The sequence below is a fragment of the Allobosea sp. Root483D1 genome (assembly GCF_001429505.1).
Lineage (GTDB): Bacteria > Pseudomonadota > Alphaproteobacteria > Rhizobiales > Beijerinckiaceae > Allobosea.
In genome coordinates this window covers 172,409-196,771 of the sequence record NZ_LMJW01000022.1, presented here as the reverse complement: position 1 = coordinate 196,771, position 24,363 = coordinate 172,409, and the positions used below count along the sequence as shown (strand labels likewise).

At 66.8% G+C, this 24,363-nt stretch carries 28 protein-coding genes; 6 read left to right on the top strand and 22 right to left on the bottom strand.

Going from position 1 to position 24,363, the window contains the following annotated elements:
- Nucleotides 1-69: 69 nt before the first annotated feature.
- Nucleotides 70-1,023 (top strand): LysR family transcriptional regulator, encoded by a 954-nt coding sequence (locus tag ASE66_RS23750; RefSeq protein WP_057192234.1) that lies wholly within the window; start codon nt 70-72, stop codon nt 1,021-1,023.
- 16 nt (nt 1,024-1,039) lie between these two features.
- On the opposite strand, the gene ASE66_RS23745 is transcribed toward ASE66_RS23750, so the two are convergent.
- Nucleotides 1,040-1,543, bottom strand: a complete 504-nt coding sequence (locus ASE66_RS23745) for a ferritin-like domain-containing protein (protein WP_057192233.1) — start codon at nt 1,541-1,543, stop codon at nt 1,040-1,042.
- A 151-nt stretch (nt 1,544-1,694) separates the two neighbouring features.
- Here ASE66_RS23745 and ASE66_RS32225 point away from each other — a divergent pair, with 151 nt between their 5' ends.
- Nucleotides 1,695-1,865: a hypothetical protein gene (locus ASE66_RS32225; RefSeq protein WP_156412303.1), complete on the top strand. Its 171-nt coding sequence runs from the start codon at nt 1,695-1,697 to the stop codon at nt 1,863-1,865.
- A gap of 30 nt (nt 1,866-1,895) precedes the next feature.
- Here ASE66_RS32225 and sugE read toward each other — a convergent pair whose 3' ends face one another.
- The 7 genes from sugE to ASE66_RS23710 all read right to left on the bottom strand — a co-directional run bounded on the left by sugE (nt 1,896) and on the right by ASE66_RS23710 (nt 6,657).
- On the bottom strand, nt 1,896-2,210 hold the full coding sequence (gene sugE, locus ASE66_RS23740; protein WP_057192232.1) for a quaternary ammonium compound efflux SMR transporter SugE: 315 nt from the start codon (nt 2,208-2,210) through the stop codon (nt 1,896-1,898).
- 128 nt (nt 2,211-2,338) lie between these two features.
- Nucleotides 2,339-2,935, bottom strand: coding sequence for a MerR family transcriptional regulator (locus ASE66_RS23735; protein WP_244495044.1), 597 nt, complete (start codon nt 2,933-2,935; stop codon nt 2,339-2,341).
- Nucleotides 2,932-3,246: an integration host factor subunit alpha gene (locus tag ASE66_RS23730; protein WP_057192231.1), complete on the bottom strand. Its 315-nt coding sequence runs from the start codon at nt 3,244-3,246 to the stop codon at nt 2,932-2,934. Before ASE66_RS23730 ends, ASE66_RS23735 begins: the two co-directional genes overlap by 4 nt.
- Nucleotides 3,247-3,447: 201 nt before the next feature.
- Nucleotides 3,448-4,425: a beta-ketoacyl-ACP synthase III gene (locus ASE66_RS23725; protein WP_057192230.1), complete on the bottom strand. Its 978-nt coding sequence runs from the start codon at nt 4,423-4,425 to the stop codon at nt 3,448-3,450.
- 15 nt (nt 4,426-4,440) lie between these two features.
- The gene (plsX, locus tag ASE66_RS23720; protein ID WP_057192229.1) at nt 4,441-5,505 is read right to left on the bottom strand and encodes a phosphate acyltransferase PlsX; all 1,065 of its coding nucleotides are present in this window, start codon (nt 5,503-5,505) and stop codon (nt 4,441-4,443) included.
- Nucleotides 5,506-5,608: 103 nt separating this feature from the next.
- Complete coding sequence (locus ASE66_RS23715) at nt 5,609-6,160, bottom strand: YceD family protein (RefSeq protein WP_082613688.1); 552 nt, start codon at nt 6,158-6,160, stop codon at nt 5,609-5,611.
- Nucleotides 6,157-6,657, bottom strand: coding sequence for a ubiquinol-cytochrome C chaperone family protein (locus ASE66_RS23710; RefSeq protein ID WP_156412302.1), 501 nt, complete (start codon nt 6,655-6,657; stop codon nt 6,157-6,159). The genes ASE66_RS23715 and ASE66_RS23710 overlap by 4 nt, the downstream gene beginning before the upstream one ends.
- Nucleotides 6,658-6,830: 173 nt before the next feature.
- Between ASE66_RS23710 and ASE66_RS23705 the strand changes: the two genes are divergently transcribed.
- Entirely contained in the window at nt 6,831-7,325 is a 495-nt protein-coding gene (locus ASE66_RS23705) for an outer membrane protein assembly factor BamE (RefSeq protein ID WP_082613687.1), read from the top strand.
- 80 nt (nt 7,326-7,405) lie between these two features.
- Here the strand turns inward: ASE66_RS23705 and ASE66_RS23700 are convergent, their stop codons facing one another.
- From ASE66_RS23700 to nrdR, 11 genes are all read right to left on the bottom strand, one after another.
- Nucleotides 7,406-8,326, bottom strand: a complete 921-nt coding sequence (locus ASE66_RS23700) for a DMT family transporter (protein WP_057192226.1) — start codon at nt 8,324-8,326, stop codon at nt 7,406-7,408.
- A gap of 99 nt (nt 8,327-8,425) precedes the next feature.
- Nucleotides 8,426-8,674, bottom strand: a complete 249-nt coding sequence (locus tag ASE66_RS23695) for a hypothetical protein (protein ID WP_057192225.1) — start codon at nt 8,672-8,674, stop codon at nt 8,426-8,428.
- Nucleotides 8,675-8,806: 132 nt separating this feature from the next.
- Entirely contained in the window at nt 8,807-10,963 is a 2,157-nt protein-coding gene (locus ASE66_RS23690) for a sodium-translocating pyrophosphatase (protein ID WP_057192224.1), read from the bottom strand.
- Nucleotides 10,964-11,232: 269 nt separating this feature from the next.
- Nucleotides 11,233-12,030, bottom strand: coding sequence for a (S)-ureidoglycine aminohydrolase (allE, locus tag ASE66_RS23685; RefSeq protein ID WP_057192223.1), 798 nt, complete (start codon nt 12,028-12,030; stop codon nt 11,233-11,235).
- A 68-nt stretch (nt 12,031-12,098) separates the two neighbouring features.
- The gene (locus ASE66_RS23680) at nt 12,099-13,283 is read right to left on the bottom strand and encodes an MFS transporter (RefSeq protein ID WP_057193314.1); all 1,185 of its coding nucleotides are present in this window, start codon (nt 13,281-13,283) and stop codon (nt 12,099-12,101) included.
- Nucleotides 13,284-13,340: 57 nt separating this feature from the next.
- Complete coding sequence (gene thiL / locus ASE66_RS23675; protein WP_057193312.1) at nt 13,341-14,336, bottom strand: thiamine-phosphate kinase; 996 nt, start codon at nt 14,334-14,336, stop codon at nt 13,341-13,343.
- 8 nt (nt 14,337-14,344) lie between these two features.
- Complete coding sequence (nusB, locus tag ASE66_RS23670) at nt 14,345-14,812, bottom strand: transcription antitermination factor NusB (RefSeq protein WP_057192222.1); 468 nt, start codon at nt 14,810-14,812, stop codon at nt 14,345-14,347.
- A complete protein-coding gene (gene ribH, locus ASE66_RS23665) occupies nt 14,809-15,306 on the bottom strand; it encodes a 6,7-dimethyl-8-ribityllumazine synthase (protein ID WP_057192221.1) in 498 nt (165 codons plus the stop codon). Before ribH ends, nusB begins: the two co-directional genes overlap by 4 nt.
- A 34-nt stretch (nt 15,307-15,340) precedes the next feature.
- Nucleotides 15,341-15,988, bottom strand: coding sequence for a riboflavin synthase (locus tag ASE66_RS23660; protein WP_057192220.1), 648 nt, complete (start codon nt 15,986-15,988; stop codon nt 15,341-15,343).
- Complete coding sequence (ribD, locus tag ASE66_RS23655; RefSeq protein ID WP_057192219.1) at nt 15,988-17,118, bottom strand: bifunctional diaminohydroxyphosphoribosylaminopyrimidine deaminase/5-amino-6-(5-phosphoribosylamino)uracil reductase RibD; 1,131 nt, start codon at nt 17,116-17,118, stop codon at nt 15,988-15,990. Before ribD ends, ASE66_RS23660 begins: the two co-directional genes overlap by 1 nt.
- A complete protein-coding gene (gene nrdR, locus ASE66_RS23650) occupies nt 17,111-17,608 on the bottom strand; it encodes a transcriptional regulator NrdR (RefSeq protein WP_057192218.1) in 498 nt (165 codons plus the stop codon). The genes ribD and nrdR overlap by 8 nt, the downstream gene beginning before the upstream one ends.
- 273 nt (nt 17,609-17,881) lie before the next feature.
- On the opposite strand from nrdR, the gene ASE66_RS23645 reads away from it, so the two are divergent.
- Nucleotides 17,882-18,832 (top strand): hypothetical protein, encoded by a 951-nt coding sequence (locus tag ASE66_RS23645; RefSeq protein WP_057192217.1) that lies wholly within the window; start codon nt 17,882-17,884, stop codon nt 18,830-18,832.
- A gap of 123 nt (nt 18,833-18,955) precedes the next feature.
- Here ASE66_RS23645 and glyA read toward each other — a convergent pair whose 3' ends face one another.
- Nucleotides 18,956-20,254: a serine hydroxymethyltransferase gene (gene glyA, locus ASE66_RS23640; protein ID WP_057192216.1), complete on the bottom strand. Its 1,299-nt coding sequence runs from the start codon at nt 20,252-20,254 to the stop codon at nt 18,956-18,958.
- Nucleotides 20,255-20,364: 110 nt separating this feature from the next.
- Nucleotides 20,365-20,799, bottom strand: a complete 435-nt coding sequence (locus tag ASE66_RS23635; RefSeq protein WP_057192215.1) for a helix-turn-helix domain-containing protein — start codon at nt 20,797-20,799, stop codon at nt 20,365-20,367.
- 69 nt (nt 20,800-20,868) lie between these two features.
- On the opposite strand from ASE66_RS23635, the gene ASE66_RS23630 reads away from it, so the two are divergent.
- Nucleotides 20,869-22,077: an MFS transporter gene (locus ASE66_RS23630; protein ID WP_057192214.1), complete on the top strand. Its 1,209-nt coding sequence runs from the start codon at nt 20,869-20,871 to the stop codon at nt 22,075-22,077.
- A gap of 165 nt (nt 22,078-22,242) precedes the next feature.
- Nucleotides 22,243-23,505 carry a Na+/H+ antiporter NhaA gene (gene nhaA, locus ASE66_RS23625; protein ID WP_413814289.1) on the top strand — a complete coding sequence of 421 codons (1,263 nt, stop codon included), beginning with the start codon at nt 22,243-22,245 and terminating at the stop codon, nt 23,503-23,505.
- A 189-nt stretch (nt 23,506-23,694) separates the two neighbouring features.
- On the opposite strand, the gene ASE66_RS23620 is transcribed toward nhaA, so the two are convergent.
- The gene (locus ASE66_RS23620) at nt 23,695-24,348 is read right to left on the bottom strand and encodes a GntR family transcriptional regulator (RefSeq protein ID WP_244495092.1); all 654 of its coding nucleotides are present in this window, start codon (nt 24,346-24,348) and stop codon (nt 23,695-23,697) included.
- Between the last annotated feature and the right edge of the window lie 15 nt (nt 24,349-24,363).

The following is a 24,363-nucleotide window of genomic DNA, read 5'->3' as shown; positions in this document are numbered from 1 at the left end:
CGACAGGTTGCTGCAACCTGTCGCCCGTACCATGTTCAGGGAGCTGACTACCCGCCCGGAGCCGCCCGCTTGCCGAACGCCGCCTCTTCCGTCGCCTGGGACGATTTCCGGCTGATCAAGGCCATTGCGGAGGCGCGCAGCCTGCCCGCCGCGGCCGAGTTGATCGGCCTCAACCATTCAACCGTGTTCCGCCGGCTCGGCCAGATCGAGGAAAGCCTCGGCACGCGCCTGTTCGAGCGGCACCGCTCCGGCTATGTGCCGACGCCCGCCGGCGAGGAGATGGCCGTCCTGGCCGAGCGGCTGGAGACCGACATCGCCGGCTTCACCCGGCGCCTCGCCGGCCGCGAAATCCTCCCGGCCGGCGAACTGCGCGTCACCACCAACGACTCGCTGCTGGTCGAGCTGCTGACGCCGCTCTTCGCCGCCTTCATGCGGCAATGCCCGGACATCAAGCTCGACGTTCTGCTCGGCAACCAGGCGCTCAATCTCAGCAAGCGCGATGCCGATGTCGCGATCCGCGCCACCGACAATCCGCCGGAGAACCTGATCGGCCGGCGCGTCGCCCAGATCGGCTGGGCGCTCTACGGACGCGCGACGGATTTTCCAGAAGGAGCGCCGGCAGACCAGTCCGAGCTCACGCAACAGCGCTGGATCTCGCTCGGCGACCAGTTCAGCAATTTCAAGGTCGTGCAGTATCGGCAGAAGCACATCCCGGCCGACCAGACCGTCTACAAGCTCAACACCGTGCTGGGTCTCGCCGAAGCCGTCGAGGCCGGCATCGGGATCGGCTTCCTGCCCTGTTTCATCGCCGACAAGCGGCCCAGTCTCGTCCGGCTCGCGCCGCCGCAGACCGGCTACGCCGCCGATCTGTGGCTGCTGACCCATCCGGACCTGCGCCAATCACCGCGGGTGCGCCTCTTCCTCGACTTCATGGCGCAGGAGCTCACCAAGCTGCGACCGCTGATGGAAGGCGGCGCGATGGGCCGGGAGGACGCCGCGGCGCCCTCGCCGGCCGAAATCTGACGAGGGAGATGCGGGATCAGGCCGCCTGACGGTTGATCCCGGATTCCGCCAGCTTGGTCAGCTTGCTGTCGGCGGCGTGCTCCTCGTCGAGATTCTGCTGCAGCAAGGCCGCGCAGTCCTCACGGCCGAGCTGCTTGGCCCAGGCGGTCAGGGTGCCGTAGCGGGTGATCTCGTAGTGCTCGACGGCCTGCGCCGCGGCGATGATCGCCGCATCCAGCACCTGCTTGTCCTCGACCTCGCCGGTCACCTCGTCCGCCTCTTCGAGGATACCGTCGATCGCCGGGCAGTCGGTCCCCTTGGCCTCGACGCCATGCTGCTGGAAGACCTGCTCGAGCCGGCGGATATGCCCCTCGGTCTCGCCGAGATGGGCCTGCAGGCCGTTGCGCAGCTGGGTATCCGTGGCCTTCTCGATCATCGTCGGCAGAGCTTTCTTGATCTGCTTCTCGGCGTAATAGATGTCCTGGAGCTGATGCACGAAGAGATCGTCCATCGTCTTGATATCCTTGGAAAACAGGCCCATGCCTTCCTCCTCGCGAGTGTCCGGATTGCTGAAACCGACGCCATCTGCCGACAACGTGCTTCCCTGTCGCTGCAACGTGCGCCGCTGCGAACTGTTCCGGAGATTTGCGAAGGCGGATGCGGGCTGCGCCGGCCTGCGCTAGGCTTGCGCCATGGAACTGCTCATTCCCCTACTCGCCGGCATGGCGCTGATCTGGCTGGTCGGCCGCCACGTCCCTTGGAACGCCAAGCTGATGACCGTCGTAGTGACCTTGGCGGTCATCGTCGTGATCGTGCTGCTCGAGCGCAACGGCTTCTGGCCAGAGGCGTTCCGGCGGCAGTAACCGCCGCCGGTCGGGCTCGTCGAGCTGCTCTCAGGAGACGAGCTTCAGCCCGACGATGCCGGCGACGATCAGTCCGATGCAAGCAAGGCGCAGCGCCGTGGCCGGCTCGCCGAACAGGATGATGCCGAGGATGGCGGTGCCGATCGTGCCGATGCCGGTCCAGAGCGCATAGGCCGTACCGAGCGGCAGAGTCTTCAGCGCGAGCCCGAGCAGGCCAAGGCTCACCACCATGCTGCTGACCGTCAACACGGTCGGGACAAGGCGGCTAAAGCCATGTGTGTATTTCAGCCCGATGGCCCAACCGATCTCGAACAGGCCGGCGAAGAGAAGGTAAATCCAGGCCATGGCGGCCCTCCGTTCAGAAGGGCGGGGTCGTCCACGCCTATTGGAAAACGCTAGCTCAAGGCCTCGCGGAGGTCGTCCTCGTGGCTGATTTAGCGAGCCGGCACCGAAGGTTCAAGCGCCGGCAGGCCTCAGGCGTCCTCGGTAGCCGTCGTCGCCAGCGCACTGTGCAGCAGGCGGCGGCATTCGATCAGCTCGGAGAGCGTCGCCTTCAGGAAAGCGAGATCGTCGGCGCCGACCAGCGGCTGGGCCGAGCGTGGCAGGGAAGACAGCAGCGCCTTCGCAGCGAAGCCCGGCTCGGCGGCAATGTGGGGATGCTGCGCCGGCTGAGCCGTCGGCGTCGGCTCGACGCGCGACGGGGCAATGTGGGCCGCTGCGGGCGAAGAAGCGGGCCCGTTACCGCCGGCGATCTCGCCGCCCCGGCCGATCGCCTGGACGTAGCGTGGGCCCTGTTCCTTGAGGATGCGCTGCAGGCCCTTGATGGTGTAGCCCTCGCCGTAGAGCAGGCGGCGGATGCCCTTGAGCAACGCGACATCGTCCGGCCGGTAGTAGCGTCGGCCGCCGCCGCGCTTCAGCGGCTTGATCTGGGAGAAGCGCGTTTCCCAGAAACGCAGGACATGCTGGGGAATGTCGAGGTCTTCGGCGACCTCGCTGATGGTTCTGAATGCGTCTGCGCTCTTGTTATCCAATTCGGCCTCGAATTCGCTGCCGTGGAACTCCAGAGTCACTCTTCCTCACCCACGCCGTTCAGTCCGTTGATCCGCGCCTTCATCACATTGGACGGCTTGAACACCATCACGCGACGCGGTTCGATCGGGACTTCGACGCCGGTTTTCGGATTACGCCCGATTCGCTCGCCTTTGTCGCGTACTACGAACGAGCCGAACGATGACAACTTGACGTTTTCTCCACGCGCGACCGCGTCGCAGATCTCGTCCAGCACCGCCTCGACCAGCTTGGACGACTCCGTCCGCGACAGGCCGATCTTCTGATAGACCGCCTCGCACAGATCAGCCCGCGTTATTGTTTGCCCCGCCATCAATTCCTCCAAGGCGTTTCTTCAAACAGCGGCGTCCCTATCAACCTCGCCCCACCGGTGGCGGACGCTAGGCGGCGAGGCGATTGCGGTCAATCCTCGCCATGCCCGCACAGGTTGAAAAACGCGAAAATCCGCGCTGACAGCCGCTAAGAAAATGTCATAAATCCAAAGCGCTTAGCTTAAGCAGCCAAACCGGCCGCCCTACCAGCGGATCAGCGCCGACCCCCAGGTGAAGCCGCCGCCCATCGCCTCGATCAGCACGAGCTGGCCGGGCTTGATGCGACCGTCCATATGGGCCTGCGCCAGGGCGAGCGGAATCGAGGCCGCGGAGGTGTTGCCGTGCTGGCCGACGGTGATGACGACCCGGTCCTCGCCGATACCCAGCTTGTGAGCGGTGGCGTCGATGATGCGGCGGTTGGCCTGGTGGGGCACGAACCAGTCGATGTCGGCGCCGGTGAGCCCGGTCTCCTCGAAGGTATGGCGCACCGTATCGGCCAGGTTGACCACCGCGTGCTTGAAGACCTCGCGGCCCTCCATGCGCAGGAAGCCCACGGTCTTGGTCGAGCCCGGCCCGCCATCGACATAGAGCTTTTTCATGTAGCGCCCGTCGGACCGGACATGGGTCGTCAGTACGCCGCGGTCAGCGAGCGTGCCGGCGCCCTCTTCCGCCCTGAGCACGACGGCGCCAGCGCCGTCGCCGAACAGCACGCAGGTGGCACGATCCTCCCAGTCGAGGATGCGCGAGAAGGTCTCGGCGCCGATGACGATGGCAGTCTTGGCCGCGCCGCTGGTCAGGAACTTGTCGGCGGTGGCGAGCGCGAAGACGAAACCGGAGCAGACGGCCTGCAGATCGAAGGCGGCGCCCTGCGTGATGTCGAGCGCGGCCTGGATTTGCGTCGCGGTCGCAGGGAAGGTGTGGTCGGGCGTCGCGGTCGCGACGATGATGAGGTCGACCTCGCTCGCCGGGATGCCGGCATCGGCGAGCGCGGCCTGCGCCGCCTTCAGGCCGAGGCTGCTGGTGGTCTCGTCATCGGCGGCGATGTGGCGGGCGTGGATGCCGGTGCGCTGGACGATCCACTCGTCGCTGGTGTCGACCTTCTGCGCCAGTTCGGCGTTGGTCAGGATGCGCGCCGGCAGATAGGAGCCGCAGCCGCGCAGGACGGATCGCATTCTAGACAAGGACGTTTCTCTTCCCTACTCGCCGCTGGCGACTTTTCGGCTTTCCGGTGCTGCGCTGGGCCGCGTAGTTGCGGCGACCATCTCGCGCACCTTGGCCATCAGATTCTCCCGCGCCATCTCGTAGCCGAGTTCGGTCGCGCTGGCGAACCCGACGGCATCCGTGCCGCCATGGCTCTTGATCACAATGCCTTCGAGCCCAAGGAAGACGCCGCCATTGACCTTGCGCGGGTCCATCTTGTCCTTCAGCGCAGCGAAGGCGCCACGGGCAAGAAGATAGCCGATTTTCGACATCAGCGAACGGCCCATCGCAGCGCGCAGGTATTCGCCGATCTGCTTGGCCGTGCCCTCGGCCGTCTTCAGGGCGATGTTGCCGGCGAAGCCTTCGGTGACGACGACATCCACCGTACCCTTGCCGAGATCGTCGCCTTCGACGAAGCCGTGATAGGCCAGATGCGGCAGGTTACTCTCGCGCAGGATGCGGCCTGCTTCCTTGACCGCCTCGACGCCCTTGATCTCCTCGACGCCGACATTGAGCAGGCCGACGCTCGGCCGGTCGATGTCGAAGACGACGCGCGCCATGGCGGCGCCCATCACGGCGAGATCGACCAGATGCTGGGCATCGGCGCCCATGGTGGCGCCGACGTCGAGCACGACGCTCTCGCCGCGTACCGTCGGCCACAGGCAAGCGATCGCCGGCCGGTCGACCTGCGGCATCGACTTCAGGCAAAATCTCGACATCGCCATCAGCGCGCCTGTATTGCCGGCCGAGACGGTGACGTCGGCCTCGCCGGTCTTGGTCGCGTCGATGGCGCGCCACATCGACGACTTGTAGCGGCCATAGCGCAGCGCCTGGCTCGGCTTGTCGTCCATCTTCACCGAGACCTCGGTGTGATGGAACGTGGTGACGGCCTTCAGCTTCGGGTGAGCGTCGAGCAGCGGCACGACCAGCGCTTCATCACCGAAGACCACGAACTTCGCGTCCGGGCGATGTTCAAGCGTAAGGGCGGCGCCCGGGATGACCACGGACGGGCCGTGGTCCCCGCCCATGGCGTCGAGCGCGATTGTAACCGGGCGTGTCATGCGGTGGTGATCGATTCCAGGGGCTGCGCCCCCTGCCGGGCGGGCGGCGGACAATAGCGGGTTGAACGCCCGCCGCAAGCCGAGGCGCTGAGGTTTTTAAGGGTCATTCGCTGCGCTTCAGCTGCAACAGCGCGGCGAAAGGCGATTCGGCCGGCGTCTCGGGAGCCGGCTCGCTGAACTCCACGCCCGGCTTGCGCGGATAGGGATCGAGCGACAGCGCCAGGAATTCGAGCGTGACCAAACCCAGGTCGAGCACGCCGTCGACGATCGGCTCCGGCGGCTCCTCCTCGTTCAGCAGCACCTCGATGTCGATCTCGTCGTCCTCGGACGGGCTCGCCATGGCGGCGATCTCGGCCTCGGGTGCGAAGTCGAGCTTGACCGGCACGTTGAGCTCGACCGGGAAGGAATCGAGCGTGACGACACAGTTCTGGTGCAAGCTTACCTTGATCATGCCCTCGAGCTTCAATCGATCGCCGTTGCGCGAGAGCGAATAGCTCGCCTTCAGCGCCTCGACCGAGGTCACGCCGAGGAAGGTCGCGATCGCGGCGAAATCGCCCGGCTCCGGTACGATCTCGACCGCGACCGGGCGCAAGGTGATGCTCTCGACACGGATCGGACGGCTGAGCGGCAAAGTGTCCTGAGGGGAAACGGTCATGTGGGTTTACTGTCGGCAAAGGGCGGGAACAACGGATCTGCGGCGAGGATATCGTCGAGCGAGCGCGTGGCCAAGACGGCCGCCGCGGCCTTGATATGGCGCGCGAGCGCCACTGCGTCGATGCCGGGAGCAATATTGCGGGTGAGCGCCGCGGCGAAGGCACCGCCGTCCTCGGCCGCGAGCGCCTCCTCATAGCCGCCGAGGCGGCCATAGAAGCTGCGGCCGATCTTCTTCATCCGCTTGGGCACCGCGACATCGCTGATTCCGCCCTGGCGGAAGCCGAGCTCGAGATAGGCGAAGGCGGCGTCGATCAGGTCCTGCGCCGCATCGGCTGCCGGCGCCGGCAGCTCGCGCAGGCGCCGCAGCACCAGGAAGAGATGGAGCGTCAGCGCCTCGAAGCGGCCCTCGAAATTGTCGGGGACACCGCCTTGCAGATACAGCGCAGGCTCGCGCGAAGCGCCGACGATGCGCTCCAGCAGCGCATTGACCGGCGCCATGCGTGCACGCTTCCTGCCGAAAAGGCCGAAGATCACAGCCTCTACCCCGCTTTCCCGACTTGCTTAGCTAAAAAGCGACCTGCCTTGCCAAAGCCATCCTCGGGCGTTACGCCAAGCGCACCCTTCCTGACAAGCGCGGCAGCTCCGCGCGCCTGCCCCCGGATCCGCCAAGCATGACCGCTCCGACCCGCCGTACCGTCCTGATCGGCTCGCTGGCCGCCGCGTTGCCGCTGGCCGGCTGCGGCACCGCCACCAATCTCGGCTTCCGCACTCCGACCTCCGCCGGCCTCAACGAGGAGTTCACCCGCGGCTTCGTCACGGACGACGAGTTGATCGCCAAGGTGAAGCCCGGCATGGACGTGCAGACGGTGCTGAGCACGCTCGGCACGCCGTCGACGACCTCGACCGTCGGCAACCGCACTTTCTATTACATCAGCCAGAGGGTGCGCCGGCGCTTCCAGTTCCAGGAATTCGCCGTCATCGACCAGAACGTGCTGGTGATCTATTTCAACAAGGGCTTCAAGGTCGAGCGCATCGCCAATTACGGCCTGCAGGACGGCGTGATCTTCGACTTCATCAGCCGGACCACCGCGACCGGCGGCGAGGAGCAGAGCTTCCTGCGCAACCTGTTCAAGGGCGTCACCAAGTTCACGCCGTTCGGCACCTGACGGGCACGCTCACGCGCGAAACGCAAAAAGCCCTGCGGCACGGCCGCAGGGCTTTTTCTTTGGCATCGGTGTGCCGCCCATCAGCCACCCTTCGGCTTGCGTTCCGGCAGCGTCATCGCGCATACGCCGACGATCACCAGCGCAAGCCCGGTCCAGGCGGTCGCGCTCAGGCGCTCGCCGAGGAAGAGGACACCGATGGCGACGCCGGTCGGCACGCGCAGATAGGCGACCGAGGTGGTGCCGACCGTACCGAGCCGGTCGATCAGCCGGAAATAGAGGATGAAGGCGAGCGCGGTCGAGAACACCGAAAGCGCCAGCAGCGCCTGGATCGACGCCGCCGAGGGCGTGAGCGTCCAGGGCCGGTCGACGAGCAGGCTGAAGGGGATCAGGATCACGGCGCCGCAGATCAGCGAGCCGGCGGCCGGCATGATCGGGTCGAGCCCCTTGAAATTGCGCCCGAACAGCGCCGCGCCACCATAGCAGGCCGCTGCCGCGACCAGAGCGAGCTGCGCCCAGAGCTCGCGGCCGAAGCCTGACAGCGCCTCGACGCCAATGATCAGGCAGACGCCGAGCAGGCCTGCCACGACGCCGAAGAGCTTACGTCCGGCGGCCGCCTCGGCGCGGAAGAGCAGCAGGCTGAGCAGGAAGGCGAAGATCGGCGAGCCGGCGTTGAGGATCGCGGCGAGACCGGCATCGACGCTGGTCTCAGCCCAGGCGATCAGCGTGAAGGGCACGGCACTGTTGAGGCAGGCCTGGATCAGGAAGCGCCGCCAGATCACGGGATCGCGCGGCAGCGCAAGGCCGCGCCAGCGAATGACGACGATGAGGAGCGCGCCGGCGATCAGCGTTCGCGCCGCGATCAGCGTCAGCGGCGGGATCGTCTCGACCCCGAGCTTGATGAAGCTGTAGGAGGCGCCCCAGAGGGTCGCCAGCACGAGCAGCGCTGCGAGGTCGGCCAGGTGCCCTGATCGTGCGGTGGCGGAAGCGGCTGGGGCGGTCATCGGGTCCTCCTTGGATGGCCGGACCATGACAGGCGGCAGCACGCAGGTCGTGCTGGAACGCTACGGTCTCGGCCGTAGGTTCGCGAGTCTCGGCAATCTTCACCGGAGCACCACAAGAGCGACGATCACCACCGCGATCCAGAAGAACAGGCCATACCAGCCTGCCATGGTCGCCTCGATCTGGCAGGAGCCGTCGGGATTGCGCGCGAAACCGAACCAGTCATGCCGCTGAGACTCAGCGCGAAGGGCCTGCACACGAACGCTCCCGAACGTAAAAATCGGAATGAGAAGGCGCGCAGTCGTGTAGCCGAGAGCATCGAGCAGGACGCTGCCGATCATGTCGATCAAGTCGTGGCTCCGAGTTTGATTCAAGCAGCTGAGAACTTGAATCTCATTCGCCTTCCAAACCATTCACAACGCACAAAAAAAACCCCGCGGATCGCTCCGCGGGGTCCGTGCTTGATCAGGCTGCGCTCGCGCTCAGGAATGCGCCAGGATGGCGAGCAGCAGCAGCGCGATGATGTTGGTGATCTTGATCGCCGGGTTCACGGCGGGGCCCGCCGTGTCCTTGTAGGGGTCGCCGACGGTGTCGCCGGTGACCGAGGCCTTGTGTGCCTCCGAGCCCTTGAGATGGCGCACGCCGTCCTTGTCGACGAAACCGTCCTCGAAGCTCTTCTTGGCGTTGTCCCAGGCGCCGCCGCCCGAGGTCATCGAGATCGCGACGAAGATGCCGGTGACGATCACGCCCATCAGCATGGCGCCGACCGCGGCGAAGGCCTGGTTCTTGCCGGCGATGGCATTGATCGCGAAGAAGGTGACGATCGGGGCGAGCACCGGCAGCAGCGACGGCACGATCATCTCCTTGATCGCCGCCTTGGTCAGCAGGTCGACGGCCCGGGCGTAGTCCGGCCGTTCCGTGCCTTCCATGATGCCGGGCTTCTCCTTGAACTGGCGGCGGACTTCCTCGACCACCGAGCCGGCGGCGCGGCCGACCGCGGTCATGCCCATGCCAGCGAAGAGGAAGGGGATGAGACCGCCGAGCAGCAGGCCGACGACGACATAGGGATTCGACAGCGAGAAATCGACGACGACGCCCTTGAAGTACTGGAAGGTCGTCGAGCCCGCCTTGTTGGCCTCGGCCACGAAGAAGTTGAGGTCCGAGGTGTAGGCGGCGAACAGCACCAGCGCGCCGAGGCCAGCCGAGCCGATGGCGTAGCCCTTGGTGATCGCCTTGGTGGTGTTGCCGACGGCGTCGAGCGCGTCGGTGGAGTGGCGGACCTCCTTGGGCAGTCCGGCCATCTCGGCGATGCCGCCGGCATTGTCGGTGACCGGGCCGAAGGCGTCGAGCGCTACGACGACGCCGGCCAGAGCCAGCATGGCGGTGGTGGCGATGGCGATGCCGAACAGGCCGGCGAGGCCGTAGGAGACGATGATGCCGGCGATGATCACGATGGTCGGCAGCGCCGTCGATTCCAGCGAGACCGCAAGGCCCTGGATGACGTTGGTGCCGTGGCCGGTGACCGAGGCCTGGGCGATCGAAACGACCGGGCGCTTGCCCGTGCCGGTGTAGTATTCAGTGATGACGACGATCAGCAGCGTCACGGCGAGGCCGACCAGCGCGCAGCCGAAGAGCGCGCCCGAAGTGAAGGTCGCGCCCTGCCCCGTGGTGAACGAGGCCGAGAAGCCGCCGAACATCAGGTAGTTGACCGCGGCAATCGCGCCGACCGAGAGCACGCCGGCGGCGATGAAGCCCTTGTAGAGCGCGCCCATGATCGACTGGTTGGCGCCGAGCTTGACGAAGAAGGTGCCGATGATCGAGGTGACGACGCAGGCCGCGCCGATCGCCATCGGATAGAGCATCATCGTGCCGAGCACAGGCTGGCCGGCGAAGAAGATCGCAGACAGCACCATGGTCGCGACCAACGTCACCGCATAGGTCTCGAACAGGTCGGCGGCCATGCCGGCGCAGTCGCCGACATTGTCACCGACATTGTCGGCGATCGTCGCCGGGTTGCGCGGATCGTCCTCGGGGATACCGGCCTCGACCTTGCCGACGAGGTCGGCGCCGACATCGGCGCCCTTGGTGAAGATGCCGCCGCCGAGACGGGCGAAGATCGAGATCAGCGAAGCGCCGAAGCCAAGCGCGACAAGCGAGTCGATGACGGTGCGGCTGGAAGGCTCGAAGCTCTTGATCGAGGTGAGGAAGCCATAATACCCGGCGACGCCGAGCAGAGCGAGGCCGGCGACCAGCATGCCGGTGACCGCGCCCGCCTTGAAGGCGACGTCGAGGCCGTCGCCGAGCGACTGCATCGCCGCCTGGGCGGTGCGGACATTGGCGCGGACCGAGACGTTCATGCCGATGAAGCCGGCGAGGCCCGAAAGCACGGCGCCGATCAGGAAGCCGATGCCGACATAGGCGCCGAGCAAATAGGTCAGGCCGACGAAGAGCACGACTCCGACCATGGCGATGGTGACGTACTGGCGCTTGAGATAAGCCTGCGCGCCCTCCGCCACCGCGCCGGAAATCTCCTGCATGCGCTGGTTGCCGGCATCGCGTTTCATCACGTCGGCATAGGCCCATAAGCCATAGACGATCGATAACGCACTCAAGACGATAATGATGAGCAAGGCCGACATCGAATTTCCTATCCCTGAGAATTCGTCATCCGGGGCAGGACACCCCGACGGATCCCGGTTTTCCGGGTTATTGAACGCAGGAAACTGCTCCGCCGGCCTGGTAAGAATCAGGCTTGCAGTGCCGATCGCCAGTGTCGAGCCGGATTGTTGCCCAGTTTCCGCCAGAATCGCAAACGGGTGGGCTGACAAAATTGCGCGAATGTCAGGCAAGCGGGACGCGGGGCGACGCGCAACGCATCGCCCCGTCATCAACCCGCAACTCCGTAAGATCAGAGCGCAACGTCGCGGTTGACGTTCTTGTAGAGCAGATAGGCCGCGTCATCGAACCCGGTCGGATAATACTGCTGTGGGCAGAACCCGCCCATCCAGATGAAGTCGCCGGCCCAAATCTCATGCCATTCGGTGCCAAGGAAATAGAGGCCCTGCCCTTCCAGCATGTAGAGCCCGTGCTCCATCACATGGGTCTCGACATCAGGGAAATAGGCGCCGGGCTTGAACCACATCAGGTTCATCTCGAAATCGAAGCGCATATCGCCGCGCTGCAGCAGGAACTGGAAGCCGCGTCCTTCCATGCCGGTGTGGTTGGTGACCGGAACCTCGTCGCGATGGGACAGGATCGGATCAGGCTGCGGCAGGCCGACCGCCTCGTAGCGCTTGCGGAGGCCAAGCACGCGCAGCGGCTCCGAACCGGTATTGCGAAGCGAGAACGCGACGCCGGGCGGGACATAGGCGAAGCTGCCTGGGCGCAACTCGGCCTCGGGCCCCTCGCCCATCGCGAAACGGCCATTGCCGGAGAGCACATAATAGAAGTGCTGGATGCCATCCTCGCGGAAAGGCTCCGGCGTCCCACCGTTCGGCTCGATCTCCAGCAGATACTGCGCGAAACGCGCGCCGAGCACTGGCGCGGCGAGGACGCGCACGACCGTGTCGTCGAAATGCGGCAGCCGGCTGACCAGCACGCCCTCCGGGGGCATGAAAGCGTAGTTCGGCCGCACCACCCCGCGATTATGGCCGATCGCCCCCGGAGCGGGCCGGCCGGGAGTCGCAGGAAGCTGGTGCGGGCGCATGGCGAAGCCTTTCGTCGTCGAGGAGTGCCGGCGATCTTGCCGGCTCGATCCAGGCTAGGAAAGCCGCCTCAAGCGGGCCGCGCCTGCGTTTGCAAGCCTTGCCAGGCGACCAGCGCCAGCGCGATCGCGACCGGTGGGAAGACCAGCCAGTTGACGCTGGTCCAGCCGCCGGCGCTGAGCAGGCCGCCCGATGAGAAAGAGGCGATCGCGACCGAGCCGAAGACGAGGAAGTCGTTGGCGGCCTGGACCTTGACCCGCTCCTCGGGGCGGTAGCAGTCGGTCACAAGTGCCGTCGCGCCGATGAAGCCGAAGTTCCAGCCGACACCGAGCAGGACGAGCGCGATCCAGAAATGCGCGACGCTGAGGCCATTGAGGCCGACCACGGCCGCGAGCGCGGTCAGCACCAGACCGGCGGCAGTGAGCTTCTCCTTGCCGAAGCGGGCGATCAGGCGGCCGGTGAAGAAGCTCGGCGCGAACATGGCGAGCACATGCCATTGGATGCCGAGCGCCGCCTCGCCGACGCTATGGCCGCAGCTAACCATGGCGAGGGGCGCCGCCGTCATGACGAAACTCATCAGTCCATAGGTGACCAGCGCCGCGATCACCGAGGCGATGAACTTGGGCTGGCGCATGATTTCAGAGAGCGGCCGGCCACCGCCAGACTTCACCTGCGCCACCGGCGGAGCGCGCAGCGCCAGCACGACGCCGATGGCGAGCAGCGCGAGCGCGCCCTGCGCCAGGAAGCTCGCGGCGAAGGGGGCGGCCGGTGTCAGGTCACGCGTCCAGTAGACCGATTGCGGCCCGATCAGCGCGGCCGCCAGCCCGCCGATCATCACCCATGAGATCGCCCGCGCCTTGAAGCTGTCGCTCGCCGTGTCGGCCGCCGCGAAGCGGTAGCTCTGGACATAGGAGCCGTAGAGTCCGCACAGGAAGGTGCCGAGGCAGAACAGCCAGAACAGGCGCTCGGCCACGCCAGCCGCGGCAATGGCGGCGCCGATCGCGCCGAGCAGCGCGCCGATGACATAGCCGCTGCGGCGGCCGAGCCGGCGCATCATGAACGCGGCCGGGATGACGCCGACCGCGAGGCCGAGCTGCATCAGGCTGACCGGGACGGTGGCGAAGGCCTGGTTCGAGACCAGCTGCGAGCCGACGATGCCGCCGAGCGAGATCACGATCGCGGGGCTGGCGCCGCCGAGCGCCTGGGCGCCGGCGAGTACCAGCGCATTGCGCCTGGCGAGGGTGTCGCCGTCCATCACCGGAACATGCTGGTTCATCGCGGCCGCCGAACCCTTCGCGGCTTCTGGCCGCCTTCAGAAATGAGCGAAGGAGCCGCGCGCGAAGGTTCGCGGCCGGCCCGCTTCGGTATAGCGCACGCTCCCCGCCTCGGCGGTGACGCGCCCGATACGCGCCAAGCCGAACCCCGCCGCCTCGGCAGCGGCGGCCAGAGAAGGAAATTCTCCTTCCGGGACCGTACAGAGAATTTCGTAGTCGTCACCGCCGGTCCAGGCCAGTTCCGCCAGCGCGGGATCAGCCATGACAGCAGAGCGGACCGGGGGCGAGAGCGGCACGGCGTCGAGGTCGATCTCGGCACCGGCCTTCGAAGCTGCCAGCAGCTTGGCGAGATCGCCGACGAGGCCATCGGAGATGTCCATCGCGGCCGAAGCCTGGCCCTGGAGAGCGGCGGCGAACGCGAGACGGGGCTGCGGATGCAGATAGCGGTCGGCGAGGAAGGCCCGGTGTGTCTCAGTGAGCTTACCGACCCATGCCGGTCGGTCCGGACCATGCGCCTTCAGCCCCAGCGCGCCATCGCCGATCGTACCGGTGACAGCGACGACGTCACCCGGCTTCGCACCCGAGCGCAGCACCATGCGGCCGGCGGGAACGCTGCCGAAGGCGGTGATCGAGAGCATCAGCGGCCCGGGCGTCGACACGGTGTCGCCGCCGATCAGCGGGCAGCCACCCTCGCCCGCCATGGCGCCGAGCCCCTCGGCCAAGCCGGCGAGCCAGCTTTCCGTCCAGCCTTTCGGCAATGCCAGCGCCAGCACGAAACCGTCGGGTTTCGCGCCCTTGGCGGCGAGATCGGAGAGGTTGACGCCAAGCGCCTTGCGGCCGATCGAGGCTGGCGGGTCGTCGGGGAAGAAATGCACCCCGGCGACGAGCGCATCCGCCGTGACGACGAGCTCATAGCCGCGCGCCGGGCGCAGCAGAGCCGCGTCGTCGACGAGGCCGAGCCCATCACGGCCGGCGATCGGCGCGAAATAGCGGGCGATCAGCTCGAATTCACCGGGAGATTGGGTGCCGGCCACGGCGCTGCTCACGCTGCCGGCGCGTCGAATTCCTCGGCGCGGACGTCACGGGCCAGCTTGTCGAGCACCGCATTGACCATGCCGACCTCGTCGCCCTCGTAGAAGGAGCGCGCGACCGCGACATATTCCGAGATCACGGCGCGGGCCGGCACGTCTTTGCGGAAGGCGAGCTCATAGGCGCCGGCGCGCAGGATGGCGCGAACCACCGCCTCGACGCGCTTCAGCGGCCAGCCGGAGGCCAGCGTCTCATCGACAGAGCGATCGACCCGGCGCTGCTCGCGGACGACGCCGCCGAGCAGATCGCGGAAGAAGGCGATCTCGGCCTTGGGAAGCTCGATGTCCTCGACCTCCTTGCCGATCCAGAAGGCCTCGAACTCGGCCATGGCCTCGACCACGCCGCGTCCGCCGATCTCCATCTCGTAGAGCGCCTGGACGGCCGACAGCCGGGCTCCGCGGCGCATCTCGGATCGGCTCATTTCGACTCCTCCGCCAGCGAGCGCTTGTAACGCAGGACTGCGAGCGCAGCTTCCGCCGCGCCGCCCCCCTTGTCCATCTCGCTGCGGTTGGCGCGGGCCCAGGCCTGGGCGTCGTTCTCGACGGTGAGGATGCCGTTGCCGAGCGGCAGGGCGAAGGCGACCGAGAGGTCCATCAGCGCGCGCGAGCTCTCGCCGGCGACGATATCGTAATGGCCGGTCTCGCCGCGGATGACGGTGCCAAGCGCGATGACGGCTTCATAGGGATCGACAGCCTCGTCGGCGGCGCGCAGGCCGATGACGATGGCGGAGGGAATTTCGAGCGCGCCGGGGACGGTGACGACGTCGATGCGGCAGCCGGCCTTCTCGAGCACAGCCGTCGCGCCTGCGAGCAGCTCGTTGGCGAGCTCATCATAGAAGCGGGCTTCGACGACGAGCACATGGGCGCCGTCGAGCGGAGTGACCGAAACGGCCGATGATTGCCGGGGTCCGGCCATGGTGACATTCCTCGTCTGGGATTGAGGACGCTGGTTAGCCGCCCGGGCGCGCCTCCGCAAGCCGCGCGGCATACCGCGCCATCAGATCGACCTCGACATGAACGCCGTCCCCCTTCCGACGCTCGCCCCAGGTGGTGACGCTGAAGGAGTGGGGGATCAACAGCACGGTGAAGACATCGTCCTCGACGGTGTTGACCGTGAGCGAGGTGCCGTCGAGGCAGATCGAGCCCTTGGCGGCGATGAAGCGGGCGAGCCCCTGTGGCGCGCGAATGTGGAAGCGGGCCGTAGCGCCCCAGGGCTCGCTCGGATCGGGGGCGATCTCCTCGATCTTCAGGATCGTGCCGACGCCATCGACATGGCCGGTGACGAGATGGCCGCCGAGCTCATCGCCCATCTTGAGCGAACGCTCGAGGTTGATCTTCGTGCCGGGCGCCCATTCGGCGACCCTGGTCTTCGCCAGGGTCTCGGCGGCGGTCTCGACCTGGAAGATGCAGCCCGGTTCGCCATCCTCGCGCGGCTTGAGCGCCGTCACGGTCAGGCAGACGCCGGCGCAGGCGATCGAGGCGCCAAGCTCGATGCCGGACGCTTCCCACGGGCAGGTGATGTCGAACTGCTTCAGGCTCGGACCCTTGGTCTCGGCGCGGGTGACGGTGCCGATGGCGGTGACGATGCCGGTGAACATCAGGCGATCCTTGTGAAATACTCAAAACGGTCGCAGCCGATCTGTCCGGCTTGCGTGACGGCGTAGATTTCGGGATCGGCGAGCAGCGCCGCAAGTCCCGGCCTGACGGCGACGATGCCTTCGGCGCCGAGCGGCTTCGGCGAGGTCGAGATGATGACCTCGTCGGCGAGGCCCTGCAGGGCCAGCTGTTCGCCGACCGTCGGGCCGCCTTCGGAGAAGACGCGCGTGATGCCGCGCGTCGCCAGCAGGCGCAGCGCCTCGGCGAGATCGAGGTGGCCGTCAGCCCCGCGGGAGACGCGCATGACCTCGACGCCGGCGGCAACCAGGCTCTCCTCGGCGGCGACCGGCGCATCCTCGGCCGCGATCACCCAGAGCGGCACGGTGGCTGCCCCCTGCACCAGCTTCGCGGTCACAGGCAGGCGCAGCGAGGAATCGAGCACGACGCGGACCGGCGAGCGGATTTCGAGCCCGGGCAGGCGCACGGTCAGCAGCGGATCGTCGGCGAGGACACTGCCGATGCCGAGCATGATCGCGTCATGGCTGACACGCAGGCGATGCACCCACTCGCCCGATTCCGGGCAGGAGATGGCGAGACGCGTGCCCCCTGCCCCGCCGGCGAAGCCATCGGCGGTGCGCGCGACCTTGAAGGTCACCATCGGCCGGCCTTCAGTCACCCGCAGCACATGGCCGCGATGGCTGCGCTGCGCCTGATCCTCGAGCACGCCGACCTTGACCTCCACGCCCGCCATGCGCAGCAGGGCATGGCTGAGGCCGGCGATCTGCGGATTGGGATCGGCCATGGCGGAGACGACACGCCTGACGCCCGCGAGCAAGGTGCGCTCGATGCAAGGAGTGCCGCCACGGACGGTGCGGTGCGAACAGGGCTCCAGCGTGACGTAGAGCGTGCCGCCGCTTGCGGCCGCTCCGGCCTGCTCGAAGGCCATCGCCTCGCCATGCGGCCGGCCACCCGGCTGCGTGCGGCCCTCGCCGACGACCACGAGCCCATCCGGCCCATCGCGCACCACGACGGCGCCGACGCTCGGATTCGGCCAGGTCTGGCCGAGCCCGCGCGCGCCGAGCTCCAGCGCCCGCGCCATGAAGGCGCGGTCGATCTCGTCCTGGTCAGGCATCGTCGCGAGCGGGCGCCGGCCTGGCTTGCGTCTCGATCTCGTCGCTGCCGAGCTGGCCGAGCAACTCCTCGAAATCGCGGGCCTCGCGGAAGTTCTTGTAGACCGAGGCGAAGCGGACATAGGCGACGTCGTCGAGCGCCTTCAGCCCTTCCATCACCAGTTCGCCGATGGTCGAGCTCAAGATCTCGCCCTCGCCTGAGCTTTCAAGCTGGCGGACGATGCCGTTGACCATGCGCTCGACCCGCTCGGGCGCGACGGGACGCTTGCGCAGCGCCACCTCGATCGAGGTCTGCAGCTTGTCGCGATCGAAGACGGTGCGCCGGCCCGAGCGCTTGACCACGGTGAGCTCGCGCAGCTGCACGCGCTCGAAGGTGGTGAAGCGGCCGCCGCAATCGGGACAGACGCGCCGACGCCGGATCGAGGCATGGTCGTCGGTCGGCCGCGAATCCTTCACCTGGGTATCGAGCGAGCCGCAATAGGGACAACGCATGCTTGGGGCCTCGGGGTTGATTTGGGGGACGATACCGCCCGCGGCCCTTCATTGCCCCAGCCATGCCGTCGCAGGCCAGCGAAAAACGACCAGCCGGTGGCAAGAGAGCAAGCAGGAGAGCGCATGATGCTCCGACAGCGGATCGCAGCCCCTCTCGAATAAAGACCCCGGACGATTGCCTTCTCATGGCAAGGTGGTGCCCTGCGACCAGCCTGCCAGTCACCGCCTGCGCCTGCCTTCCGATCCCACCGCTCGCCAATCGGAGTTTCGCAGATGTCCAATGACACGATGGGCGACGCCTTTGGCGGCCTGGTCGTCCTGGCGTTCGATCTTCTCGACGACGAGATCCAGAGATCTCCCGAGCGCCTCGCTACGATCCTCAAGAGCCCGGTCGTCCTGGCGACAGCGCAAAAAGGGCTGCTGAGCTTCGCCAACGCGAAACTCAAGAGCCAGACGACGCAGCTCTCGTCCGACGACATCCAGAAGCTCCGCTCGATCGGCGACGACGTCCTGTCGAAAGCCGCCGACGAATATTTCAAGCAGATCAAGAAGTCGTCGAACTACAAGGCGCTCGAGAAGCAGGTCGACGCCTTCAAGCAGGCGGCGAGCTCGTCGGCGCTCGGCGTCTGGGTCGACCAGCACAAGGGCATCGTCTACGTCGTCGGCGCCGCGCTGGCGCTCGGGGCGGGCGCCGCCCTCTTCGTCACCAAGCCGACCAATGGCGCGGTGACGCTCGGCCTGCAGCAGCTGGAGAAGCTGAAATTCGAGGTCGTCAAGCTCGGCGCGTTGAAGCTCGGCGTCGGCGGCATCGTCTTCGACCCGACCGCGGAGCTGGTCGGTGCCAAGCTGACCGGCAAGTTGAAATGGGAGAAGCTGAAGCTCGACCTCTCGCTTCAGGTCGTCACCAAATCCGCCGCCATCGAAAAGGTCGAGGGCGAGGTCATGGTCCAGTACGGCTCGTTCGAGCTCAGCGGCATCGTCAAGAAGGACGTCAACAAGCCGACCGTCGACCTCAATCTGAAGCTCAGTGCGACAGACGACCGCTTCAACGTCTCCGTCGCCGCGCAGGTCAAGGACGGCCAGTTCGGCGGCAGCGCCTCGGCTGGCTACAAGATCACCAAGGGACTTGATCTCAACGCCGAGCTCAGCCGGGCCAACCGGGGCGATGCGCCCGGCGGTCCGGAGAACCTGTTCATGATCAAGCTGACCGGGACCTTCCCGTAGATCGCCGCGCGTCCTATCGGACGCGAAGTGACGATCTACGTCCCTGTTTCAGCATCGGATTTATCCGAAAAGTGGAATCCACTTTTCGGTCCGATGCTCTGCGAGGTCCCGGCTGTTTCCCGCTCAGTAGATCGGGAAGCGCGCGGTCAGCTCGTGCGCCTTGGCCTTGACCGCCTGCTCGACGGCGGCGTTGCCCTCCTCGCCATTGGCGGCGAGGCCGTCGAGCACCTCGGCGATCAATTCGCCGACCTTCTTGAACTCGGCGACACCGAAGCCGCGCGAGGTCGCCGCCGGGGTGCCCAGACGAATGCCCGAGGTGACCATCGGCTTTTCCGGATCGAAGGGTATGCCATTCTTGTTGCAGGTGATGTGGGCGCGGCCAAGCGCGGCCTCGGCCGCCTTGCCGGTGACCTTCTTCGAGCGCAGGTCGACCAGCATCAGATGGTTGTCGGTGCCGCCGGTGACGAGGTCGAAGCCCTTCGACTTCAAGGTCTCGGCCAGCGCCTTGGCATTGGCGACGACAGCGTGGGCGTAGGTCTTGAACTCCGGCCGCAGCGCCTCCTCGAAGGAGACGGCCTTGGCGGCGATGACGTGCATCAGCGGCCCGCCCTGCAGGCCCGGGAACACGGCCGAGTTGATCTTCTTGGCGATCGCCTCGTCATTGGTCAGCACCATGCCGCCGCGCGGGCCGCGCAGGGTCTTGTGCGTGGTGGTGGTGACGACATGGGCGTGCGGGAACGGCGAGGGATGCGCGCCGCCGGCAACCAGCCCGGCGAAATGGGCGATGTCGACCATGAAATAGGCGCCCACCTTGTCGGCGATCTCGCGGAAGCGGGCGAAATCCCAATGGCGGGCATAGGCCGAGCCGCCGGCGACGATGATCTTCGGCTTGTTCTCGACCGCGAGGCGCTCCATCGCGTCATAGTCGATGACCTGATCGACGACGCAGACGCCATAGGGCACGACCTTGAACCACTTGCCCGACTGGTTGACCGGGGCGCCATGGGTGAGATGGCCGCCGGCGGCGAGGTCGAGGCCCATGAAGGTGTCGCCCGGCTGCATCAGCGCCATGAACACGGCCTGATTGGCCTGGCTGCCGGAATTCGGCTGAACATTGGCGAACTGGCAATCGAACAGGCGGCAGGCGCGCTCGATCGCGAGCTTCTCGGCGATGTCGACGAACTGACAACCGCCGTAATAGCGCCGGCCCGGATAGCCCTCGGCATATTTGTTGGTCATCACCGAGCCCTGCGCCTCGAGCACGGCGCGCGAGACGATGTTCTCGGAAGCGATCAGCTCGATCTCGTCGCGCTGGCGACCAAGCTCGAGCTCGATGGCACGGGCGATCTCAGGATCGACATCGGCAAGCGACGCGCCAAAGAAGGAGTTGGAGAGGTGCTTGTCCAGCGCGGCTTCGGTCATGTCCGACTCCTGAAGAATGCGGCGGCCGATCGCGGCCTGGCCCCGTTCGCGGTCCCTATCACGCGATGTGAGGCTGTCCAAGTGATAGATGGCCGCGGGACGCGGCACGTTCACCGTGTCCGTGGCGACTTGCGGGACGGGCGATAAACCAGCCGCTCGCGCGATGCCGCCTGCATGAGTTTGCGGAAGGTCGGGCACTCCAGATGGCTCGGCGCCGGGCAATCGGCGACGTGGCGCAGGACATCCCGCAGCGTCCGCAGTTCGACCATCTGCCGCTGCAGCTCGTCCGCCCTGACGCGCAGCTGGTCGCGCGGGATCTCGGGCCTGCCGTCGCGCCCGAACATGCCGGCGATCTCCTCAAGCGAGAAGCCGGCGGCCTTGCCCATGGCGATCAGCGACAGCTTCAGCAGCACGTCGCCGTCGAACTGCCGTCGCAGGCCCCGCCGCCCGAGCGAGGCGATCAGGCCGATCTCCTCATAGTAGCGCAGCGTCGAGGGCACGACGCCCGAGCGCTCGGCCACCTCGCCGATATCGAGAACACGCATGGCTTGACCTCAAGTCGACTTGAATTCGTACGCTTCCGCCGAACGTATCATTTCGGCAAGAGGAACATCATGGAAGCCATTATCGCTACAAGGCAAATTCCGGTCTGGCAGGACCGGCGCGCCATCGCCCTTCTCATGGCGGCATCGCTAACCACCATGGCGAATGCGACGATCGCCCCGGCGCTGCCCGGGCTCGAGCGTCTGTTCGCGGACGACCCCAATGCGGCGCTGCTGACGCGGCTCTTGGTGCCGGCGCCTTCGCTCAGCGTCGCGATCTGTGCCCCGCTCGCCGGGATCGCGGCGGACCGAATCGGACGGCGCCGACTGCTGCTCTTCGGCGTGGTCCTGTTCGTCATCTCGGGATGTGCAGGGCTGGTCCTGCCCGACCTGCCGTCGATCTTCGCGAGCCGCCTTGTGCTGGGGATCGCGGTCGCCCTGATCATGACGGCGCAGACGGCGCTGATCGGCGACTACTTCAGCGGCGACGACCGCAATGCGCTGACCGGCCTGCAGATCTCGGCCCGCAATCTCGGCGGCCTCGTCTTCATCCTCAGCGCCGGCTGGGTCGCGACGATCTCGCCGCGCCTGCCCTTCGCGATCTACGGGCTTGCCGCAGCCTTCCTGCCGCTGATGTGGCTGGTCATCGTCGATCCGCCGCGCCTGTCGCCGGCGGCCGGCGCAATCCCGGCAGGTGCGAGTGACGACCGCCTGCCCTGGCGGCTGCTCTTCGCCATGCTGGTGCTGCTCCAGGGCGTCACCAACATGATCTTCTTCATCATGCCGACGCAGCTGTCGTTCTTCCTGGATGCGCAGGGCTATGACAGCGCGATCATGACCGGTTCGGCTCTGGGCGTGCTGATGCTGTCGGGTGGTGGCTTCGCGCTGCTCTATCGCCGTATCCAGCGCGCCGTCGGCTATACCGGCATCTTCGCACTGGGCTATGGGGCGATGGCGCTCGGCTTTCTCGTTCTGCTGCTCGCCGCGACGCCGCTTGCGATCTTCGGCGCGGTGGCCGCGATCGGCGCCGGCTATGCCCTGGTCTCGCCAAGCTTCGTAGCGTTAGCCCTCAATCTGGCGCCGCCGCAGAAGCGCGGGCTGGCCGGCGGCATCCTGACCGCCTCGATCTTCATCGGCCAGTTCTGCTCGCCGCTCATCAGCACGCCTTTGATCGCTGGCTACGGCTATGCCAGCCTCTTTGGTGGCACGGCCGTGCTGCTCGCCGCAATGACTGCAGCAGCCGTGCTGGCGGGTGGCGCCAGCCGACTTCGCGGGCGATAGTGCGGCGATATGGAACGCGGCATCGCGCCCGCTCTGCTCTATTTCACAGGTCGAGTGAGCCGACTCGCCGCCTGGCGGCACAACCGTTGGCTGCAATCGAACCGACATCGGGATGTCGCAGCGCGCCTGCGATATCCAGGCGACAAGAAGACGGGGGATGCCGGCGTGACCCAGGATGCGCAGCAGATCGAAGCCGAAGCTCCGGATTGGCCGCCCAAGCGCCGCTCGCCCCTGCACGCGTTCATGGAGAGCGGAGCAGCAGCCGGAGTCCTGCTGGTCTGTTCTGCGGCCTTGGCGCTGATCATCGCGAACTCACCGCTGGGCATCGTCTATTTTACGATCCTGGACGCGAAGGTCGCGGGCCTCTCGATCCTGCACTGGATCAACGATGCGCTGATGGCGCTGTTCTTCCTGCTCGTCGGGCTGGAGATCAAGCGCGAGTTCCTCGAAGGCCAGCTCGCGACCTGGAGCCGACGCGCCTTGCCGGCGGTGGCTGCACTCGGCGGCATGATCGCGCCAGCCCTGATCTATGCCGCGCTCGCCTGGAGCGATGCGCAGGCGCTACGCGGCTGGGCGATCCCCGCCGCGACCGACATCGCCTTCGCGCTCGGTGTGCTCGCGATATTGGGCTCGCGCGTGCCGGTCTCGCTCAAGATTTTCCTGACCGCGCTCGCCATTCTCGATGATCTCGGCGCGATCCTGATCATCGCCCTGTTCTACTCCGGCAACCTCTCGCTGCCGATGCTGGCCGGCGCTGCCACCTGCCTCGCCGTGCTGATCATGCTCAACCTGCGCGGCGTCCGCTTGCTGCCGCTCTATCTCGCCATCGGCGCCCTGCTCTGGTTCTTCGTGCTGAAATCCGGGATCCACGCCACGCTTGCCGGTGTCGCGCTGGCGCTGACCATCCCGCTCGGCGGCCACGGCGCGGAGAGCGACGAGCCTGAACATTCGCCGTTGCACACGCTGGAGCACCGGCTCCATCCCTGGTCGTCCTATTTCATCGTGCCGATCTTCGGCTTCGCCAATGCCGGCGTCGCGATCGCCGGCATGTCGCCTTCCCTGCTGCTGACGCCGGTACCGCTCGGCATCATGCTCGGGCTCTTCCTCGGCAAGCAGATCGGCGTCTTCGGCTTTGCCTGGCTCGCGGTCAGGCTGGGCCTAGGCACCATGCCGGCCAAGGCGACCTGGGCGCAGGTCTACGGCGTCTCGCTGCTCTGCGGCATCGGCTTCACCATGAGCCTGTTCATCGGCTCGCTCGCCTTCGAAAAGGTCCCGGCATTGGCCGCTGCGACCAAGATCGGCGTGCTCGCAGGATCGGCGCTGTCGGCGGTGATCGGCTATGTCGTGCTCCACATCGTCGGCCGGCATCTGGCGACAGCGGAGGATGAGCCTGCGCCTGCGGTCGCGCCGCGGAAAAGGGCACACTGAGGCGCGCCATCACAAAATTGCCGCAGCTGCGGCGGAACCAAGGCGAGCGAGTTGCGTTGCCTCCCACAGCGGTGGAGGTAGCAATGGGTTTCAGTCTTCTGGAAATCTCGATCGTGATGGCGTGCATCTCGTTGCTCGGCTTCCTGATCGCCGACAATCTGGCCTGATACGAGCCGATTGCCGGCGGGATCAGCCCGCCTGCACCAGCCGCCGCAGCCGCTCCCGCCCGGCGGCCCTGATGTGATCTCGTGCGGCTGCTTCGGCCTTGGCCGGATCGCGAGCCTCCACTGCCGAGACGATGGCATCATGCTCGGCATGCGCCTGAGCCGCCCGCGCCGAATCAAGCAAGGTCGATGAGCCGAGCAGCGCACGCGCATCGCGCAATGCGTTCAGAGCCTTCAGCAGATAGCGGTTATGCGCCGCGCCGTAGAGCGTCGAATGGAAGCGCTCATTGTGGCGGGCGAGTTCCTGCGGGCACGCGAGCAACCCGGCCTCGATCCCGTGCAGATCGCGCAGCAACGCGACCTCCCCCTCGGAAGCATGGCGCGCGGCGAAGGCGGCGACGGTCCCCTCCAGCACCTCACGCATCGCATAAAGCTCGGACACCGCCTGGTGATCGAGCGTCATGACGACGAGCGTGCGCGAATCGCGGGTGAAGAAGCCCTCGGCCTCGAGCCGGCGCACCGCCTCGCGCAAAGGCGTGCGGCTCATCTCCAGGCGAGCGGCGAGATCCTCCTCGCGCAGGCGCATGCCGGGCCTGAGCTCGCCGGCATCGATCGCCGCGCGCAGGCGGGCATAGGCCTGGCCCGCAAGCGAGCGCGCCGGCTGGACATCCGCGAACACCGTCAAACTGCGCCC

Excerpts from the sequence above, each read along its gene's own strand:
- ribH (WP_057192221.1), bottom strand. The coding sequence starts at position 15,306 with ATGGCCGGACCCCGGCAATCATCGGCCGTTTCGGTCACTCCGCTCGAC.
- ASE66_RS23700 (WP_057192226.1), bottom strand. The coding sequence starts at position 8,326 with ATGACCGCCCCAGCCGCTTCCGCCACCGCACGATCAGGGCACCTGGCC.
- ASE66_RS23630 (WP_057192214.1), top strand. The coding sequence starts at position 20,869 with ATGGAAGCCATTATCGCTACAAGGCAAATTCCGGTCTGGCAGGACCGG.
- glyA (WP_057192216.1), bottom strand. The coding sequence starts at position 20,254 with ATGACCGAAGCCGCGCTGGACAAGCACCTCTCCAACTCCTTCTTTGGC.
- nrdR (WP_057192218.1), bottom strand. The coding sequence starts at position 17,608 with ATGCGTTGTCCCTATTGCGGCTCGCTCGATACCCAGGTGAAGGATTCG.
- ASE66_RS23645 (WP_057192217.1), top strand. The coding sequence starts at position 17,882 with ATGTCCAATGACACGATGGGCGACGCCTTTGGCGGCCTGGTCGTCCTG.
- ASE66_RS23745 (WP_057192233.1), bottom strand. The coding sequence starts at position 1,543 with ATGGGCCTGTTTTCCAAGGATATCAAGACGATGGACGATCTCTTCGTG.
- plsX (WP_057192229.1), bottom strand. The coding sequence starts at position 5,505 with ATGACACGCCCGGTTACAATCGCGCTCGACGCCATGGGCGGGGACCAC.
- ASE66_RS23710 (WP_156412302.1), bottom strand. The coding sequence starts at position 6,657 with ATGGCGCCGGTCAATGCGCTGCTGGAGCGCATCGTCGGCGCTTCGCGC.
- allE (WP_057192223.1), bottom strand. The coding sequence starts at position 12,030 with ATGCGCCCGCACCAGCTTCCTGCGACTCCCGGCCGGCCCGCTCCGGGG.
- ASE66_RS23680 (WP_057193314.1), bottom strand. The coding sequence starts at position 13,283 with ATGGACGGCGACACCCTCGCCAGGCGCAATGCGCTGGTACTCGCCGGC.
- ASE66_RS23705 (WP_082613687.1), top strand. The coding sequence starts at position 6,831 with ATGACCGCTCCGACCCGCCGTACCGTCCTGATCGGCTCGCTGGCCGCC.
- ASE66_RS32225 (WP_156412303.1), top strand. The coding sequence starts at position 1,695 with ATGGAACTGCTCATTCCCCTACTCGCCGGCATGGCGCTGATCTGGCTG.
- ASE66_RS23715 (WP_082613688.1), bottom strand. The coding sequence starts at position 6,160 with ATGACCGTTTCCCCTCAGGACACTTTGCCGCTCAGCCGTCCGATCCGT.
- ASE66_RS23730 (WP_057192231.1), bottom strand. The coding sequence starts at position 3,246 with ATGGCGGGGCAAACAATAACGCGGGCTGATCTGTGCGAGGCGGTCTAT.
- nusB (WP_057192222.1), bottom strand. The coding sequence starts at position 14,812 with ATGAGCCGATCCGAGATGCGCCGCGGAGCCCGGCTGTCGGCCGTCCAG.
- sugE (WP_057192232.1), bottom strand. The coding sequence starts at position 2,210 with ATGGCCTGGATTTACCTTCTCTTCGCCGGCCTGTTCGAGATCGGTTGG.
- ribD (WP_057192219.1), bottom strand. The coding sequence starts at position 17,118 with ATGCCTGACCAGGACGAGATCGACCGCGCCTTCATGGCGCGGGCGCTG.
- ASE66_RS23660 (WP_057192220.1), bottom strand. The coding sequence starts at position 15,988 with ATGTTCACCGGCATCGTCACCGCCATCGGCACCGTCACCCGCGCCGAG.
- ASE66_RS23635 (WP_057192215.1), bottom strand. The coding sequence starts at position 20,799 with ATGCGTGTTCTCGATATCGGCGAGGTGGCCGAGCGCTCGGGCGTCGTG.
- ASE66_RS23690 (WP_057192224.1), bottom strand. The coding sequence starts at position 10,963 with ATGTCGGCCTTGCTCATCATTATCGTCTTGAGTGCGTTATCGATCGTC.